Raw genomic sequence first — 16,461 nt, 5'->3', positions numbered from 1 at the left:
TCGAACTTGGGGCTTCTCTCAGCGAGTCACCGATTTCTTCACAAGCCTCGAAGGCAGGGATCCAGGCTACCGGCCCCAGCGCGTGAAACGGCTGGATTCTCGCCTTCGCCGAAATGACAGCCGACGACGATCATTTCCGTTCAAGGCTCGGATGCCCTCGAACCGACCGCATACGCCTCTATGTGAAAATGGATTTACAGAAATATGCCATTCCTGTAACTCTGTCCTCATGAGGGCTGCGCTGACGCTGTCGAGGGGTTTCGGGGAATGGAGCTGCCCATCCAGACGGGATCGCTGCTGATCCGCATGCAGAACTGCCAGCAGCAGCTTCCGGCGGCGCTCGCCAAGGTCGGCGCCTGGGCGCTGGCCTATCCCTTCCGCACCGCGACCTTGAAGATCGGCGAACTGGCGGCGGCGGCCGAAGTGTCGGTGGCCTCGGTCAACCGCTACGCCCGCTTCCTCGGCTATGACGGCTATCCGGAATTCCGCGAGGATCTGCTGCGTGCCTTCGAATCCACCTTCGCCCCGGTGGAGAAGCTGCGCGTCGCGGTGCAGCGCGACACCTCGAACGCCGAGATCATGCGGGAATCGCTGGTGAACGACGCCGGCAACATCACCCGCACCATGGAGCTGCTCCAGCCCGAACAGTGCGAGGCGGCGATCCGCCTGATCCGCGAGGCCGGCCGCGTCGTCGCGCTGGGGCTGGGCGACAGCGCCTATCTCGCGCTGTTCCTCGCCGACGTGCTGGAGCCCTATGTCGACCATGTCCGCGAGGCCATCGAGTTCGCCGGGACCGAACGCACCATCCGCCGGCTGATGACGGTCAGGCCGGGCGATCTGGTGATCGCCATCACCTCGCCGCGCTATTCGCGCCGCACCATCGAGCATCTGCAGCTGTGCCGGGAGCGCGGGGCCAAGGCCATCGCGCTGACCGACGCGCCGGACAGTCCGATCGTGCCGCTGGCCGACGTCACCCTGCTGGCTGGGGCCGACCATGGCGTGCGCCACAGCTCCCCCACCGGGTTGATGGCGCTGATCGTGGCGCTGGGCACCGCATTGTCGCGCTCCGGCCCGGACAGTGTCGGACAGGCCGCCGACGTTGCCGAACGCATCCTGCCCTACCTCCATGTCGTGCCGAAATCGACCCGGCAGCCCGAATAACGCGGCTCCCGGTGAACAGGGCCACCCCATCCACGCGCCGAAGAAGTTGGAATGCGATGACGATCTCCTATTGGAACGGGCGTTACCTGCCGCTGGACGAGGTCCATGTGTCGCCGCTGGACCGCGGTTTCCTGTTCGCCGACGGCCTCTATGAGGTGACCGCCGCCTACAATGGCCGCCTGTTCGAGCCGGAGGCCCACATCGCCCGCCTGCAGCGCGGCCTGTCGGAGCTGCGCATCGACTGCACCCTGTCGGCCGGCGACTGGCTGGCCATCATGGAGCGGCTGGCCACCGAGTCCGGGATCACCGGCGACCTGACCGTCTACCTGCAAGTCACCCGCGGCGCCGCCGCCAACCGCGGCCACGCTTTCCCGGCCGGCGTCACCCCGTCGGTCTTCGGCATGGCGAGCCCGCTGAAACGCCCGCCCGCGGCGTGGCGCGACCAGGGCGTCGCCGCCATCACCATCCCCGACATCCGCTGGGGCCGCTGCGACCTGAAGACGGTGGCGCTGCTGGGCAGCGTGCTGGCGCAGCAGGCGGCGACCGACGCCGGGGTGGTCGATGCGCTGCAACTGCGCGACGGCCTGGTGACCGAGGGCGCAGCCACCAACGTCTTCGTGGTCAAGGACGGCGCCATCGCCACCCCGCTCAACGACAACCGCATCCTCCAGGGCATCACCCGCACCGTCATCCTGCGGCTGGCGGCCGAGGCCGGGCTGCAACTGGTGGAGCGCGACATCCCGGCGGCGGAGCTCGACAGCGCCGACGAGATCTGGATCGCCAGCACCACCAAGGAAATCACCCCCGTCACCAGCCTGAACGGCAAGCCGGTCGGCAGCGGTGCGCCGGGCATGGTCTGGCGTCGCCTGTTCGCGCTGTTCGCGGAAAGGCTCGGTCGATGAGCAGCGCTGCCGCTGCCGCAAAGTCTGCCGACAGCGCGCCGGCCCTGCTGTCGGTGGAGGGGCTGAGCGTCGCCTTCGACGGCGACCATGGCCCCGTGCGCGTCGTCGACGATGTCAGCTTCACCGTGGCGCCCGGCGAGACGGTCGCCATCGTCGGCGAATCCGGCAGCGGCAAGTCGGTGACCTCGCTGTCGCTGATGCGGCTGGTCGATTATGCCGGCGGCCGCATCGTCGGCGGGCGCATCCGCTTCAAGGGCCGCGACGGGCGCGAGCGCGACCTCGCCACCCCTTCGGCCGAAGCGCTGACTGACATGCGCGGCAACGACATCGCCATGGTCTTCCAGGAGCCGATGACGTCGCTGAACCCGGTCTTCACCATCGGCGACCAGATCGCCGAGGCGGTGATGCTGCACCAGGGTCTCGACCGCAAGGCGGCGCGGGCGGAGGCGCTGCGCATGCTGGAGAAGGTGCGCATTCCCGAACCGGCCCGGCTGCTCGACCGCCATCCGCACCAGCTGTCGGGCGGCATGCGCCAGCGCGTGATGATCGCCATGGCGCTGTCCTGCAAGCCGTCGCTGCTGATCGCCGACGAGCCGACCACGGCGCTCGACGTGACCATCCAGGCGCAGATCCTGCGGCTGATCCGGCTGTTGCAGGACGAGATGGGGATGGGCGTCATCTTCATCACCCACGACATGGGCGTGGTGGCGGAGGTCGCCGACCGCGTCGTCGTGATGTGGCGCGGCCGCAAGGTGGAGGAGGGCAGTGTCGAGCGCATCTTCCAGGCGCCGCAGCACCCCTACACCAAGGCGCTGCTGTCCGCCGTGCCGAAGCTGGGCGCCTTGCGCGGCCAGGATCTGCCGGTGCGCTTCCCGCTTCTGGTGGTGGACGACGCGAAGTCCGAGGCTGCGCCTCCGGCTCCGCCGCCGGTGCAGGACACCGTGCGCGCCGCCGACGCCCCGCTTCTGGAGGTGCGCGACCTCACCACCCGCTTCGACGTGCGCAAGGGCATCTTCGGCTCGCTGAAGGCCCGCGTGCATGCGGTGGAGAAGGTCAGCTTCGCCGTTCGTCCGGGCGAGACGCTGGCTCTGGTCGGCGAGTCCGGCTGCGGCAAGTCGACCACCGGCCGCACCATCATGGGGCTGCAATCCGCCAGCTCCGGCAGCATCCGCTTCGACGGTCTCGACACCGCGACGCTGGATTCCAACGGCCAGGCGAAGCTGAAGGAGAAAATCCAGTACATCTTCCAGGATCCCTTCGCCTCGCTGAACCCGCGCATGACCGTCGGCTTCAGCGTCGCCGAGCCGATGCTGGTCCATGACTATGTGCCCGCATCCAAGCCGGGGGTGTCGCGCCGCCGCGCCATCGAGGAGCGGGTGGCGGAGCTGCTGACCCAGGTCGGCCTCAGGCCGGAGCATGCGCGCCGTTATCCGCACGAGTTCTCCGGCGGCCAGCGCCAGCGCATCTGCATCGCCCGCGCAATCGCCTGCGACCCCAAGCTGATCATCGCCGACGAGGCGGTGGCGGCGCTCGACGTCTCGATCCAGGCGCAGATCGTCAACCTGCTGATGGAACTCCAGGCCAAGCGCGGCCTGTCCTACCTGTTCATCAGCCACGACATGGCGGTGGTCGAGCGGGTCAGCCACCGCGTCGCGGTGATGTATCTCGGCCAGATCGTCGAACTCGGCCCGCGCCGTGCCGTGTTCGAGAATCCGCAGCATGCCTATACCCGCCGCCTGATGGCGGCGGTGCCGGTCGCCGATCCCAGCCGCCGCACCCGCGACCTGCGGCTGCTGACCGGCGAGATCCCGAGCCCCATCCGCAGCCTCGGCGACGAGCCGTCGGTGCAGCCGCTGGTGCCGGTCGGCGAAGACCATTTCGTCGCCCGTCACGCCGTCGGCGGCGATTTCTGAACCAAAAAACAGGGAGTCTACACGTGAAGCGTTTTGCCCTTCCCCTGCTCGCCGGCCTGCTCGCCGGCACCGCGCTGGCCGGTCCGGCCTTCGCCGCCAAGGATCTGGTGGTCGGCCTGCCCGACAACATCACCACGCTGGACCCGGCCGACATCAACGACACCCTGTCGCAGTCGGCCAGCCGCACGATGATGCAGGGCCTGTTCGGCTTCGACAAGGACATGAAGCTGATCCCGCTTCTGGCCGAGAGCTTCACCGTCAACGACGCCGCCACCGAATACACCTACCGCCTGCGCAAGAACGTCACCTTCCATGACGGCACGCCGTTCAACGCCCAGGCGGTGAAGACCAACTTCGACCGCCTCGCCAACCCGGCCAACCGGCTGAAGCGCCAGAGCCTGCTGGCGATGCTGGCCGAGACGGTGGTGGTCGACGACACCACCATCACGCTGAAGCTGTCGCAGCCCTTCGGCGCGCTGAACAACAACCTCGCCCACCCGGGCGCGATGATCCACAGCCCAAAGGCGCTGGAGACCTTCGGCAAGGAGATCGGCCGCCATCCGGTCGGCACCGGCCCCTACAAGTTCGTCAGCTGGGAAGCGGACACGCTGAAGGTCGAGAAGAACGACAAGTACTGGAAGCCGGGCCTGCCGAAGATCGACCACGTCACGCTGAAGAGCGTGCCGGAGAACGGCAGCCGCATCGCCATGCTCCAGACCAACGAGGCGCAGTTCATCTATCCGCTGCCGCCGGAGATGGTGAAGATGGTGGAGGCCAACCAGGCGCTGGAACTGATCGACTCGCCGTCGATCATCGCCCGCTACGTGGCGATGAACACCATGAAGAAGCCGTTCAACGACCCGCGCGTCCGTCAGGCGCTGAACTACGCCATCGACAAGAACGCCTACGCGAAGGTGGTTTATCGCGGCTATGCCGGCCCGCTGGATTCGGCGATCCCGTCCAAGCTGGGCTTCCACGTCACCCAGCCCAACCAGTACACCTACGACCTCGCCAAGGCGAAGGCGCTGCTGGCCGAAGCGGGCTATCCGAACGGCTTCGAGGCCGAGATGTTCGGCCGCAACAGCACCAACTTCATCCGCGGCATGCAGTTCGTCCAGCAGCAGCTGTCGCAGATCGGCGTCAAGCTGACCGTCACCCCGCTGGAATCCGGTGTCGAGACCGCCCGTGTCTGGGGCGTCGAGAAGCCGGAGGACGCCACGGTGCAGATGCAGTATGGCGGCTGGTCGGCCTCGACCGGCGACGCCGACTGGGGCCTGCGCCCGCTGCTGTGGGGCAAGGGCTTCCCGCCGAAGTTCTTCAACGTCGCCTACTACAAGAACGACACGGTCGACGCCGCCATCGAGACCGGCATCGCCACCGCCGACACCGCCAAGCGCGCCGAGGCCTACCGCGTCGCCCAGGAGCAGATCTGGAAGGACGCGCCCTGGATCTTCCTCGGCGTCGAGAACCTGCTGGCCGGCAAGTCGAAGAAGCTGACCGGCTTCTACTACGTCGCCGACGGCGGCCTGCAGATGGAAGAGGCCGATCTGCAGTGATGTGAGTGTGGGGGCGCGCCATTGCCCCCACCCTAACCCTCCCCCGCTGGGCGGGGGAGGGGACAAGCGCTTTGACGGGGGGGCGGCGGCAGTCCCTCCCCCGCCCAGCGGGGGAGGTTAGGTGGGGGTCCCGCATCCCCAAGACTCCCCCCGCCCACCCAGGCCCTCCACCAGGACCTCTGCCCCATGCTGAAATATCTCGTCGGCCGTCTCGCCGGCATCCTGCCGGTTCTGCTGGTGATCTCCGTCTTCGTCTTCGGCTTCGTCCATCTGCTGCCGGGCGATCCGGCGCGGCTGGTCGCCGGGCCGGATGCGACCCAGCAGGACGTCGAACTGGTGCGCCAGGATCTCGGCCTCGACCAGCCGCTGTGGGTGCAGTACGGCCGCTTCCTCGGCAATGCGGTGCAGGGCGAGTTCGGGCGGTCGATGAAGTCGAAGCGGCCGGTGTCGCAGGAGATCGGCGAACGCTTCATGCCGACGCTCTATCTCACTGTCGTCGCCATGGTGTGGGCGACGCTGGCGGGCCTGCTGATCGGCGTCGCGTCCGCCACCAAGCGCGGGCGCTGGCAGGACCATGTCGGCATGGTGGTCGCGGTGTCGGGCATCGCCTTCCCCTCCTTCTGGCTCGGCCTGCTGATGATCGACCTGTTCTCGGTCAAGCTCGGCTGGCTGCCGACCAGCGGCTATGGCACTTGGCAGCATTACGTCATGCCGTCGCTGACGCTCGGCCTCGGCGTCGCCGCGGTGATGGCGCGCTTCACCCGCTCCGCCTTCATCGAGATCGCGCGCGAGGATTACGTCCGCACCGCGCGGGCCAAGGGCGTGCCGGCCCGGCTGGTGGTGTGGAAGCACACCCTGCGCAACGCGCTGATCCCGATCATCACCATGGTCGGCCTGCAGTTCGGCTTCCTGCTCGGCGGCTCGATCGTGGTGGAGACGGTGTTCTCCTGGCCGGGGCTGGGCCGGCTGCTGGTCGATAGCGTCAATTACCGCGACTACACCGTCATCCAGGCCGAGATCCTGCTGTTCTCGCTGGAGTTCATTATCATCAACCTGCTGGTCGACGTGCTGTACGCCCTCGCCAACCCCGAGATTCGCTACTCATGACCACGACAGACGCAACCGGCGTGGCCGCCGCCGCCACTCACGAAGCCGTCCGCTCGCCGCTGCGCGAGTTCTGGCGCAAGTTCCGGCGCAACCGCACCGCCATGGCCGCCGGCCTCTGCTTGGCCGCACTGGCGCTGGCGGCGGCCGCCGCCCCCTGGATCGCTCCCTTCGACCCGGCGGGCTTCGATTACGACCGCATCCTGGAAGGCCCGTCGGCCGACCATTGGGCCGGCACTGACGCCTATGGCCGCGATATCCTGAGCCGCATCCTGTGGGGCGCCCGCATCTCGTTGTCGGTCGGGCTGCTGTCGGTGCTGCTCGGCGGCGCGGCCGGCGTGGCGCTGGGGCTGGTCGCCGGCTTCCGCGGCGGCTGGATCGATAGCCTGATCATGCGCGTCTGCGACGTGCTGCTGGCCTTCCCCGGCATCCTGCTCGCCATTGGCATCGTCGCCATCCTGGGGCCGGGGATCGAGAACGTCATCTATGCGGTGGCGATCTTCAGCGTCCCGGTCTTCGCCCGCCTGGTGCGCGGCAGCACGCTGTCGCTGAAGCGCGCGGTCTATGTCGACGCCGCCCGCGCCATCGGCGTGCGCGACCGGCTGCTGATGGTCCGCCACATCCTGCCCGGCACGCTGCCCAGCGTGATCGTCTATGTTTCCATGCGCATCGGCACCTCGATCCTGACGGCGGCCAGCCTCAGCTTCATCGGCCTCGGCGCCCAGCCGCCCAGCCCGGAATGGGGCGCCATGCTGGCCGACGGGCGCAGCTACATCGGCGTCGCCAGCCATGTCACCTTCTATCCCGGCCTTGCCATCTTCCTGACGGTGCTGGCCTTCAACCTGCTTGGCGACGGACTGCGCGATGCCCTCGACCCGAAACTTCGTTGAGCCGGGCTCCGCTGAGCCGGCAAAGCGCGCGCGGGCCTGCGGGCTTGCCTGCGGCCGGCTGACGCCGGGGCCGCGCAACGCCATCACCGATGTGCCGGGCGTGCGCGTCGGCCATCTCACGCTGGAGGACGGCGCCGTCCAGACCGGCGTCACCGCCATCCTGCCCCATGCCGGCAACCTCTACCGCCACAAGCCCATCGCCGCGGCCGAGGTGTTGAACGGCTTCGGCAAGAGCGTCGGCCTGATGCAGGTCGACGAGCTGGGGACGCTGGAAACCCCGATCCTGCTGACCAACACCCTGTCGGTCGGCACAGCATCCACCGCGCTGGTCCGCCACGCCATCGCCGGCAACCCCGACATCGGCCGCACCACCGCCACGGTCAATCCGCTGGTGATGGAGTGCAACGACGGCCCGCTGAACGACATCCAGGCGCTGGCGGTGACCGAGGCCCATGCCGCCACTGCGCTCGCCGCCGCGCTGTCGGAAGCGGACGGCGCGGAGGTTGCGGTCGGATCGGTCGGGGCCGGGCGCGGCATGTCCTGCTTCGGCTTCAAGGGCGGCATCGGCACCTCGTCGCGACGGCTCAAGCTGGACGGCAAGCGCCATCACCTCGGCGTTCTGGTGCTGGCGAATTTCGGCCGGCCGGGCGAGCTGCGCCTGCCCGACGGCCGGCGCGTCGCCGTGCCGGAAAAGGACGATGCGCCGGAGAAGGGCTCCGTCATCATCATCGCCGCCACCGATGTCCCGCTCGACCACCGCCAGCTGCGCCGGGTGATCCGCCGCGCCGGGGTCGGGCTGGCGCGGGTGGGCTCCTTCTGGGGCCATGGCAGCGGCGACATCGCGCTCGGCTTCACCACCGCCAACCGCATCGACCATGACGAGCGGGCCGACATCGTGCCGCTGCGCATGGTGAACGAACACCGCATCGACAGGCTGTTCGAGGCGATGGCCGACGCGACGCAGGAAGCCGTCCTCGACGCGCTGGCCGCCGCCACGCCGGTGGTCGGCCGCGACGGCGCCACCCGCCCCTGCCTGTCCGATGCCCTGATTTCCGGGAGCACTCCGTGAAGATCTACATCTCCGCCGACATCGAAGGGGTGGCCGGCGTCGTCTCCCAGCAGCAGGTGACGCCGGGCAACCCCGAATACGAGCGCGCCCGCCGCCTGATGACCGCCGAGGTCAACGCCGCCATCGAAGGCGCGCTGGACGCTGGGGCCAGCGAAATCCTGGTCAACGACAGCCATGGCCCGATGGTCAACCTGCTGCCGGACGAGCTGCACCCGGCCGCCGAACTGATCCTGGGCCGGCCCAAGCCGATCGGCATGTTCGCCGGGCTGGAGCCGGACACGGCGGGCGTGATGTGCGTCGGCTTCCACACCTCAGCCCGCCAATACGGCATCCTCGCCCACACCACCAACAGCTTCGCCTTCGGCCGCGTCCGGGTGAACGGGCTGGAGCTGGGGGAGGCCGGCAATTACGGCGCCTATGCCGGCGAGATCGGCGTGCCGGTGATCCTGCTGAGCGGCGACGACCGCTTCGCCGCCGAGATGGCCCCGCTGTTCCCGGAGTCCGAACGGGTGGTGGTGAAGCAGGCGCTCGGCCAGCGCGCCGCCCGCTCCGTGGCGCCGTCGGTCGCCCGCGACCGCATCCGCGAGGCGTCGGCCCGCGCCGTCCGCCGGGCGTCCAGCATCCCGCCCTTCCGCGTTCCGCCGCAGACGGACGGCGCGCCCTACCGGCTGGAGATCGAGATGAACAGCCCGGCGCTGGCCGATCTGGCGTCGCTGATCCCGGTGTCGGAGCGCCTCGACCCCGTCACCATCCGCCTGCCGGCCGCCAGCATGGCCGCCGTCCTCGGCTGGATCAACACCCTGTCGGCCATGTCGGCCACCCTGCGCTGAGAGCCGCACCCATGACCATCACCCAACCGCAGCCCTTCGCGCTGGCCATCCATGGCGGCGCCGGCACCATCAAGCGCAGCGCCCTGACCCCGGTGCTGACCGAGGGCTACCATGCCGGCCTGCGCCGGGCGCTGGCCGCCGGGCACGCGGTGCTGGCCGACGGCGGCAGCGCGCTCGATGCCGTCACCGCCGCCGTCATGGCGCTGGAGGACGAGCCGCTGTTCAACGCCGGCCGTGGCGCCGTCTTTACCGCCGAGGGCGTGCAGGAGATGGACGCCGCCATCATGGACGGCCGCGACCGCGGCGCCGGTGCGGTGGCCGGTCTGTTCGGCCCGCGCAATCCCATCCTGGCCGCCCGCGCGGTGATGGAGCACAGCGAGCATGTCCTGCTGATCGGCGAGGGCGCGCTGGATCTCTGCCGCCGCCAGGGTCTGGCGATGGAGGAGGCCGCCTATTTCTTCACCCAGCCGCGCTGGGACGCCCTCCAGGCCGAGCTGGAGCGCCGCCGCTCCGGCAGCCCCGACGACGGTGACGAGCAGCGCCGGCACGGCACCGTCGGTGCCGTCGCCCGCGACCGCGACGGCAACCTCGCCGCCGCCACCTCGACCGGCGGCATGACCGCCAAGGCCAAGGGCCGGGTCGGCGACAGCCCGGTGATCGGCGCCGGCACCTTCGCCGACAACATCACCTGCGCCGTCTCCGCCACCGGCCACGGCGAGCATTTCATCCGCCGCTGCGCCGCCCACGAGATCGACGCCCGCATGCGCTGGGCCGGCCAGAGCCTGGAGCGCGCCGCTGGCGACGTGGTGGCGGAACTGGGCGTGATCGGCGGCTCCGGCGGCCTGATCGCCATCGACCGCGACGGCCGGGTGGCGCTGCCCTTCAACTGCTCCGGCATGTACCGCGGCGCCATCGGGCCGGAGGGGCTGCCGATGACGGCGATCCACCGCGAGGAGTTCCGGATCGGTTGAGACTGATGAGGAGGAAGTCCCTTATCCCCCGGAGATAAATCCCCTCTCCCCCAAGGAAAATCCCCTCTCCCCCCCGGGGAGAGGGTTAGGGTGAGGGGGACGCATGGCGAGGATCCTCAAGCATCGCGCACTCCCGGCCCCCACCAAAGCCACGCAGTGCATCCCCCTCTCCCCGGGGGGGAGAGGGGGAATCCTCCCGGGTCGGGAACAGGACGCATCCCGAATCGCGACCGCGACCGCGATCGTCCGACGCTGCCCCGTTTCCCCGGCTGGACAGGCGTCAGCCGGCTTGCGACTCTGCGGCTTTTACAGCGCAACGCCCGGAACAGGAGGATGACGGCATGCGTGCGATGGTGATTTCGCGGTTCGGCGGTCCCGACGTGTTTGAACTCCAGGACCGGCCGCGTCCGGTGCCCGGACCGGGCGAGCTGCTGGTCCGCGTGGTGGCGTCCGGCACCAATCCGGTCGACGCCAAGATCCGTCAGGCCGGAAGCTGGTCCGGCATCCCCTTCCCGGCGGTGCTCGGCTACGACGTCTCCGGCGTGGTCGAGGAGGTCGGTCCCGGCGCGGCCGGCTTCAAGCCGGGCGACGCGGTGTTCTACACCCCGGAGATCTTCGGCAATCCCAACGGCAGCTACGCCGAATACACCGTCGCCGCCGCGTCCATCGTCGCGCACAAACCGCCCGGCCTCGGCCATGTCGAGGCGGCGGGCATCCCGCTGGCCGGCGGCACGGCGTGGGAGGCCATCATCCGCCGTCTGGCGGTGCGGCCGGGCGAGACGGTGCTGATCCATGGCGGGGCCGGCGGCGTCGGCAGCTTCGCCATCCAGTTCGCCAAGGCGGCCGGCGCCCGCGTGCTCGCCACCGCCAGCAAGGCCAACCACGAGGCGATGCGCGATCTCGGCGCCGACGTGACGCTCGACTACCGCGACACCGACGTGGTGGACCAGATCCTGCGCGAGGCCGGCGGGGCAGGGGTCGATGCGTCCTTCGACACCGCCGGCGGCAATGTGCCGATGAGCACCCAGGTGACCCGCCCCTTCGGCCGCATCGCCACCATCCTGCCGCCGACCGGCGACCTCGATGCGCTCTATGTGAAGAACCAGACGCTCTACGGCACCTTCCTGACCCGTGAGGGCGCCCGGCTGCGCGAGATGGCGCCGCTGTTCGAGCGCGGGCAGGCCAGGGTGATCGTCGACGCCGTCCTGCCGCTGGAAGAGGTCGGCAAGGCGCACGAACGGCTCGATTCCGGCCACGGCCGCGGTAAGATTATCCTGCAAGTGGGCGCCTGACGGCGCGCGCCGGGCTTTCGAAGGACGGTCGTGGTGTATATCTGGCTGATCGGGCTGCACGTCACGGCGGTGACGCTCTGGATCCTGGGAATGTCCGCCGCCGCCATCCTGATCAGCGCCCTTGATGCCACGACCGCCGCCGAACCGGGACCAGCCCGCCTCCTGCGCGCGGCCTACCGCTGGGAGCGCCGCGTGACCTCCCCGGCGATGGGGCTCGCCTGGCTGCTGGGCATCACGCTGGTGGTGGTCGGCGGCTGGGGCTTCGAGCCGTGGCTGGTGGCGAAGGTCATCATCGTCACCGCCCTGTCCGCCCTGCACGGCAAGCTCGCCGCCGGGCTGCGCCGGCTGGGCCAAGCGGATGCGCGACCGGTGTCGCCGTTGCTGCGTTTCTCCCCGCTGGCGGTGATCGCCGGGGCCATCGCCATCGTGACGCTGGTGGTGGTGAAGCCTTATTGAGCCGCCCCGGCAACGGGGCGGAGCCTTCACCGGCAATTCTTCGCCGGTCAGCCATCGGCGGGGAGCAGATCGGGGTTCCAGACGACCTCCCACAAATGCCCGTCCGGATCCCGGAAATATCCGGCATAGCCGCCGTAGAAGGTGTCCTGCGCCCGCTTGACGATCTCGGCGCCGGCCCGTCCTGCCGCCTCCATCAGGTCGTCCACCTCGCTCCTGTGCCTGACGTTGTGTCCGATGGTGAAGGCGGTGGAGCTGACGGGAGTCCTGGCCAAGCCGGTGTCGTGGCAGATGTCGTCCTGTGCCCAGATCGCCAGCTTCAGCCCGCCGGACAGGTCGAAGAAGGCAACCGCGCCATGCGCGAACTCGCGGCCGACGATGCCGTCGGTGGGCAGGCCGAGGCCGTCGCGATAGAAGGCGAGCGCCCGGTCGAGATCGGCGACGCCCAGCGTCAGAACGGAAATTCTCGGTTTCATGTCCGCTTTCATGTCCATATCCCTGCTATCGGCGCCTGCATCATGCATGCGCCCTGATAGTCTTGGGCCGTTGCCCCGGGGCTGTTCCCCTGGGCAACGGAAGGACCCGCTCGGCGGGGGCCGGGCCAACCGTCCCGAACCTAACCTGTTTCAGACGGCGGAATCCTATGCTCCGGTCCCGCCTTCCGCAAGGCATTGACCTCTGGAGCCGCCCGGGCGGGCAGCGCGACCTGCTGCTTTGACGCCCTGGCAGTGGATAATATATGATCTTTTAATCGCCGCTATCTTCGATAACAGCCAATATGTTGGACTTTGAGTTCGCATCGCCCGATGACCTCTGCCGTGCCGTCGCGAAGCGGGCGCGGGAGATGCGGCTGGCCGCCGACCTGACGCAGGAAGGGCTGGCTGCACGGTCGGGGGTCAGCCTCGGCAGCCTCAAGCGGTTCGAGAGCACCGGGGCCATTTCGCTGGAATCGCTGGCGCGTCTCGCCATCACGCTGCGGGCGGAGGACGGGTTCGGCGGACTGTTCTCCCCGCGCCCCTTCGCCACCATGGCGGAGGTGCTGGCGGTCCCGCCGGCCAAGCGCAGGCGGGGGCGCAAGTCATGACCGGAGCGCTGCGGACCATTGATCCGGTGGAGCTGATCCATGTCGAGATGGAGGTCGGCGGAACCTTGCGTCCCGTCGGCGACATCGCGCGCCGGAACCGCACGCTCTACTTCGCCTATGATCCCGCCTTCCGGGCGCTCGGCCTGGAACTGTCGCCGTTCCGGCTGCGGCCGGGGCTCGACCTCTACGAGGGGCCGCGCGACCTGTTCGATGGGCTGCACGGCGTCTTCAACGACAGCCTGCCCGACGGATGGGGGCGCCTGCTGCTCGACCGCAAGCTGCGGGAGGGCGGCATCCTGCCGGGATCGCTCACCCCGCTCGACCGGCTGGCGATGGTGGGGTCACGCGGCATGGGTGCGCTCCGGTACCGGCCGGAGCATCCGCAAAGGCTCGCCATGACCAAGCCCGACGTCGACCTGGACGAACTGGCGGACTCCGCTCGCCTCGTCCTGGAGGACGATGCCGATGTCGTCATCGACCATCTCCTGGCGCTCGGCGGCTCTTCGTCCGGTGCCCGGCCCAAGGCTCTGGTGGGGCGCTCCGCCGACGGCAAGCGGTTGGTCCACGGGGTCGACGACCTTCCGCCGGGTTTCGACCACTGGATCGTCAAGTTCCGGTCCCGCGAGGACCCGGTGGACATCGGTGCCATCGAGCAGGCCTATGCCCTGATGGCCCGGGAGGCGGGCATCGACATGCCGGAAACGACGCTGTTCCCGTCCGCCCGCGGACCGGGCTATTTCGGCGTCCGGCGTTTCGACCGCGACGGCAACCGCCGCATCCATATGCTGACCGCTTGCGGGCTGCTGCATGCCGACCACCGCATTCCCAGCATCGGCTATGACGACCTGCTGAAGGCGACCCGCTTCCTGACCAGACGCGAAGCGGATGTCGACAGCCTGTTCGCACGGATGGTCTTCAACGTGCTGGCCCATAACCGCGACGACCACACCAAGAACCATTCCTTCCTGATGGCCGAAGACGGGGCTTGGTCGGTCGCCCCCGCCTATGACGTGACCTTTTCCGCCGGTCCGGGCGGCTACCATGCCTTGATGGTGGGCGGCGATGTCCGTGATCCCGGCATTGCGGAGATCAAGGGCGTGGCCGCCGCCGCCAACATCCGGTCCTCCGTGGTCCGGGACTGTATCGACCGGACGCGCGCCGCACTCGCCCGCTGGCCGGCATTCGCCGCCGCCCGCGGCGTGTCCCGCGCGATGCTGGGCCGGATCGCCGCGACCATCGGTCCCGGCCGCTGATCAGCCCGGCAGGGGATCGCCATCGTCATGCCGGTGGTGGTAAAATCCCGTCGAGCCGCACACGGCAGCGGGCCGGAACCGGCTTCGGCGCGAAAGGACGAGCCATGGCCGTTGCCAAGACTACGATCTGCCTCTGGTACGACAAGGACGCCGAAACCGCCGCCCGCTTCTACGCCGAGATCTTTCCCGACAGCGCGGTGACTGCCGTCCACCATGCCCCGAGCGACTACCCGTCCGGCAAGGCGGGCGATGTGCTGACGGTCGAGTTCACCGTCGCCGGAATCCCCTGCCTCAGCCTGAACGGCGGGCCGGCCTTCACGCACAGCGAGGCCTTCTCGTTCCAGATCGCCACCGACGACCAGGAGAGTGCCCGCGGCTGGTGCAAGGACCGCTGGGGGATTTCCTGGCAAATCACGCCGCGCGTGCTGACCGATGCGCTGGCGGCCGGCGGAGACGAGGCCAAGCGGGCGTTCGAGGCGATGATGGGGATGACGAAGATCGACGTGGCGGCGATTGAGGCGGCACGGCGGGGGTGAGAGAATTCAAAGGGAAGCGTGGGTAAATTGGGTCGTAATGCTTAACCGATATTCGGAGTTCGTTGGTCATGAGTTGGCCGTAACCAACAGAAATTGGTGTTTGCCCTCCAATTCTACATGAAAGAAATGGTTCATTCCACCCTCTACAAAAAAGTTTCCTTCAGAATTGATTGGACCGTAGCCGTCGTACCTCCTCATCAACAAGCTGCTTTGGTAATTTAAAGAAATCAAATAGTGCATATAGTGGCTGAAGAAAATCCAAGAGAATTTCTGGAAGTTGATCTTCTATTTTGTTACTCATGATACTTAAGCTGCGATCTAGCGTATTTTGTTTCGCAATTTTTTTGGGATGTACTGATCTTCGTCCTTCAACATGCAGTAGTTCACGCCCTTTCAGCCCTCGCCATGTAACCATGATGGTTAGTGGCACGGGGGTTGACGATAGCTGTTTGGCGAATGACGCAGCCTGAAGAAAACATTCAGCAATCCGCCAGACTGGCATAGTGATATCGAACCCTTTGCCCTGTGGCAGACGATCAGGAATGGAATCTTCATCGAACCCACGCACAAGCAATGCCTGTCCTTTCACTGTAACTCGCCAAAAGTCAGTATGGGCCGGGTCGGCCAGCCAGTGTCCGGGTTCATCACCAAGATAGCATTCGATAGCATTATCATGAACATAAGGCCGGATACCGCTTCGTGTCGGTACCCACCAAGGGGACCATCCTGTGTGCCGCACCGTAGCGCGATTCAGGAGATCAAGAACCTCTGGGAGAAGGCGATCCGGCAAAGGTGCATCGATCTGATAGGCAACCGAGTAGTAACCGAGAGATTCTGCAGATTGAGGATCGGCCCCATCTGTCACAAGCTCGCGCCATCGCATCAGCCCCTTATCCCGCCACGCCTTCAAATGTTCCTGTTTGGAGGGAGGCAATTCCTCTGCAGCTACACTTCTGCCGTCCAATATCCCCCGTATGGCATCCAATAGATCGTCCCGGCCAGCTCGGATACAGCGGTCAAAAAGATCGCGCCAATCCGCAGCCGTTGCCGGCTCGGCGCTTTCTGGCGTCGGGCGACGAACATAGACGCGACCGGCAATCAGAGTCTTCTGATCGGGACTGCCCTTCTTGGCTTGAATTGGCACACGATGGCTGCCCGGAACGATGACGACGGGGTGAACCGTACCGTCAGTCCTGCTTTGCCGGATATGTGTTACTTGAACTTGGAAGGCTGGTTCTGCATAGCTCGCAACGATCCGAGCAATAGCATCCTGACTATAAGCGTCCAAAGCCGGAGGGACCGGCTGACATACCTGGAACGACCCGTCATTCATCTCGTCGAAGCCTAGAATTATAAACCCGCCGCCGTGATTGGCAAGGGCGATGGCCAGGGCTCCGAATCCGGGTTAACGGATTTTAACGGCGAGAATGGCGTCGAGGTAATCGGT

16 protein-coding genes are annotated in these 16,461 nt (G+C 67.7%); 14 read left to right on the top strand and 2 right to left on the bottom strand.

Going from position 1 to position 16,461, the window contains the following annotated elements:
- Positions 1–267: 267 nt before the first annotated feature.
- From JHL17_RS00475 to JHL17_RS00425, 11 genes are all read left to right on the top strand, one after another.
- Positions 268–1,161: a MurR/RpiR family transcriptional regulator gene (locus JHL17_RS00475; protein ID WP_200190096.1), complete on the top strand. Its 894-nt coding sequence runs from the start codon at positions 268–270 to the stop codon at positions 1,159–1,161.
- 56 nt (positions 1,162–1,217) lie between these two features.
- Positions 1,218–2,063, top strand: coding sequence for a D-amino acid aminotransferase (locus JHL17_RS00470; RefSeq protein ID WP_200190095.1), 846 nt, complete (start codon positions 1,218–1,220; stop codon positions 2,061–2,063).
- Positions 2,060–3,976: an ABC transporter ATP-binding protein gene (locus JHL17_RS00465; RefSeq protein ID WP_200190094.1), complete on the top strand. Its 1,917-nt coding sequence runs from the start codon at positions 2,060–2,062 to the stop codon at positions 3,974–3,976. The genes JHL17_RS00470 and JHL17_RS00465 overlap by 4 nt, the downstream gene beginning before the upstream one ends.
- A gap of 23 nt (positions 3,977–3,999) precedes the next feature.
- Positions 4,000–5,532, top strand: a complete 1,533-nt coding sequence (locus JHL17_RS00460) for an ABC transporter substrate-binding protein (protein ID WP_200190093.1) — start codon at positions 4,000–4,002, stop codon at positions 5,530–5,532.
- A gap of 186 nt (positions 5,533–5,718) precedes the next feature.
- On the top strand, positions 5,719–6,639 hold the full coding sequence (gene gsiC / locus JHL17_RS00455; RefSeq protein WP_200190092.1) for a glutathione ABC transporter permease GsiC: 921 nt from the start codon (positions 5,719–5,721) through the stop codon (positions 6,637–6,639).
- Entirely contained in the window at positions 6,636–7,526 is an 891-nt protein-coding gene (locus JHL17_RS00450) for an ABC transporter permease subunit (protein ID WP_200190091.1), read from the top strand. Before gsiC ends, JHL17_RS00450 begins: the two co-directional genes overlap by 4 nt.
- On the top strand, positions 7,501–8,595 hold the full coding sequence (locus JHL17_RS00445) for a DmpA family aminopeptidase (protein WP_200190090.1): 1,095 nt from the start codon (positions 7,501–7,503) through the stop codon (positions 8,593–8,595). Before JHL17_RS00450 ends, JHL17_RS00445 begins: the two co-directional genes overlap by 26 nt.
- Positions 8,592–9,425: a M55 family metallopeptidase gene (locus JHL17_RS00440; RefSeq protein WP_200190089.1), complete on the top strand. Its 834-nt coding sequence runs from the start codon at positions 8,592–8,594 to the stop codon at positions 9,423–9,425. Before JHL17_RS00445 ends, JHL17_RS00440 begins: the two co-directional genes overlap by 4 nt.
- A gap of 11 nt (positions 9,426–9,436) precedes the next feature.
- A complete protein-coding gene (locus tag JHL17_RS00435) occupies positions 9,437–10,396 on the top strand; it encodes an isoaspartyl peptidase/L-asparaginase family protein (protein WP_200190088.1) in 960 nt (319 codons plus the stop codon).
- A gap of 341 nt (positions 10,397–10,737) precedes the next feature.
- On the top strand, positions 10,738–11,688 hold the full coding sequence (locus JHL17_RS00430; RefSeq protein ID WP_200190087.1) for a zinc-dependent alcohol dehydrogenase family protein: 951 nt from the start codon (positions 10,738–10,740) through the stop codon (positions 11,686–11,688).
- Between the two features lie 33 nt (positions 11,689–11,721).
- A complete protein-coding gene (locus JHL17_RS00425) occupies positions 11,722–12,144 on the top strand; it encodes a CopD family protein (protein WP_345773724.1) in 423 nt (140 codons plus the stop codon).
- A gap of 47 nt (positions 12,145–12,191) precedes the next feature.
- On the opposite strand, the gene JHL17_RS00420 is transcribed toward JHL17_RS00425, so the two are convergent.
- Positions 12,192–12,617, bottom strand: a complete 426-nt coding sequence (locus tag JHL17_RS00420; RefSeq protein WP_200190085.1) for a VOC family protein — start codon at positions 12,615–12,617, stop codon at positions 12,192–12,194.
- Positions 12,618–12,919: 302 nt separating this feature from the next.
- Here JHL17_RS00420 and JHL17_RS00415 point away from each other — a divergent pair, with 302 nt between their 5' ends.
- The 3 genes from JHL17_RS00415 (at position 12,920) to JHL17_RS00405 (ending at position 15,014) form a co-directional block, all read left to right on the top strand.
- Positions 12,920–13,225 (top strand): helix-turn-helix domain-containing protein, encoded by a 306-nt coding sequence (locus JHL17_RS00415; RefSeq protein WP_200190084.1) that lies wholly within the window; start codon positions 12,920–12,922, stop codon positions 13,223–13,225.
- Positions 13,222–14,478 carry a type II toxin-antitoxin system HipA family toxin gene (locus tag JHL17_RS00410; RefSeq protein ID WP_200190083.1) on the top strand — a complete coding sequence of 419 codons (1,257 nt, stop codon included), beginning with the start codon at positions 13,222–13,224 and terminating at the stop codon, positions 14,476–14,478. Before JHL17_RS00415 ends, JHL17_RS00410 begins: the two co-directional genes overlap by 4 nt.
- Before the next feature lie 104 nt (positions 14,479–14,582).
- A complete protein-coding gene (locus JHL17_RS00405; protein WP_200190082.1) occupies positions 14,583–15,014 on the top strand; it encodes a VOC family protein in 432 nt (143 codons plus the stop codon).
- A 160-nt stretch (positions 15,015–15,174) separates the two neighbouring features.
- Here the strand turns inward: JHL17_RS00405 and JHL17_RS00400 are convergent, their stop codons facing one another.
- Positions 15,175–16,347 (bottom strand): hypothetical protein, encoded by a 1,173-nt coding sequence (locus JHL17_RS00400; RefSeq protein WP_200190081.1) that lies wholly within the window; start codon positions 16,345–16,347, stop codon positions 15,175–15,177.
- Positions 16,348–16,461: the final 114 nt, after the last annotated feature.

The sequence above is a fragment of the Azospirillum endophyticum genome (assembly GCF_016595245.1).
Classification (GTDB): Bacteria; Pseudomonadota; Alphaproteobacteria; order Azospirillales; family Azospirillaceae; genus Azospirillum; species Azospirillum endophyticum.
The sequence above is the reverse complement of the archived record's forward strand: the minus strand, read 5'-3'. Positions and strand labels throughout refer to the sequence as shown.

Coding starts and splice junctions, on each gene's coding strand:
- JHL17_RS00410 (WP_200190083.1), top strand. CDS start 13,222: ATGACCGGAGCGCTGCGGACCATTGATCCGGTGGAGCTGATCCATGTC.
- JHL17_RS00435 (WP_200190088.1), top strand. CDS start 9,437: ATGACCATCACCCAACCGCAGCCCTTCGCGCTGGCCATCCATGGCGGC.
- JHL17_RS00470 (WP_200190095.1), top strand. CDS start 1,218: ATGACGATCTCCTATTGGAACGGGCGTTACCTGCCGCTGGACGAGGTC.
- JHL17_RS00415 (WP_200190084.1), top strand. CDS start 12,920: ATGTTGGACTTTGAGTTCGCATCGCCCGATGACCTCTGCCGTGCCGTC.
- gsiC (WP_200190092.1), top strand. CDS start 5,719: ATGCTGAAATATCTCGTCGGCCGTCTCGCCGGCATCCTGCCGGTTCTG.
- JHL17_RS00420 (WP_200190085.1), bottom strand. CDS start 12,617: ATGAAACCGAGAATTTCCGTTCTGACGCTGGGCGTCGCCGATCTCGAC.
- JHL17_RS00445 (WP_200190090.1), top strand. CDS start 7,501: ATGCCCTCGACCCGAAACTTCGTTGAGCCGGGCTCCGCTGAGCCGGCA.
- JHL17_RS00450 (WP_200190091.1), top strand. CDS start 6,636: ATGACCACGACAGACGCAACCGGCGTGGCCGCCGCCGCCACTCACGAA.
- JHL17_RS00405 (WP_200190082.1), top strand. CDS start 14,583: ATGGCCGTTGCCAAGACTACGATCTGCCTCTGGTACGACAAGGACGCC.
- JHL17_RS00475 (WP_200190096.1), top strand. CDS start 268: ATGGAGCTGCCCATCCAGACGGGATCGCTGCTGATCCGCATGCAGAAC.
- JHL17_RS00430 (WP_200190087.1), top strand. CDS start 10,738: ATGCGTGCGATGGTGATTTCGCGGTTCGGCGGTCCCGACGTGTTTGAA.
- JHL17_RS00465 (WP_200190094.1), top strand. CDS start 2,060: ATGAGCAGCGCTGCCGCTGCCGCAAAGTCTGCCGACAGCGCGCCGGCC.
- JHL17_RS00400 (WP_200190081.1), bottom strand. CDS start 16,347: ATGAATGACGGGTCGTTCCAGGTATGTCAGCCGGTCCCTCCGGCTTTG.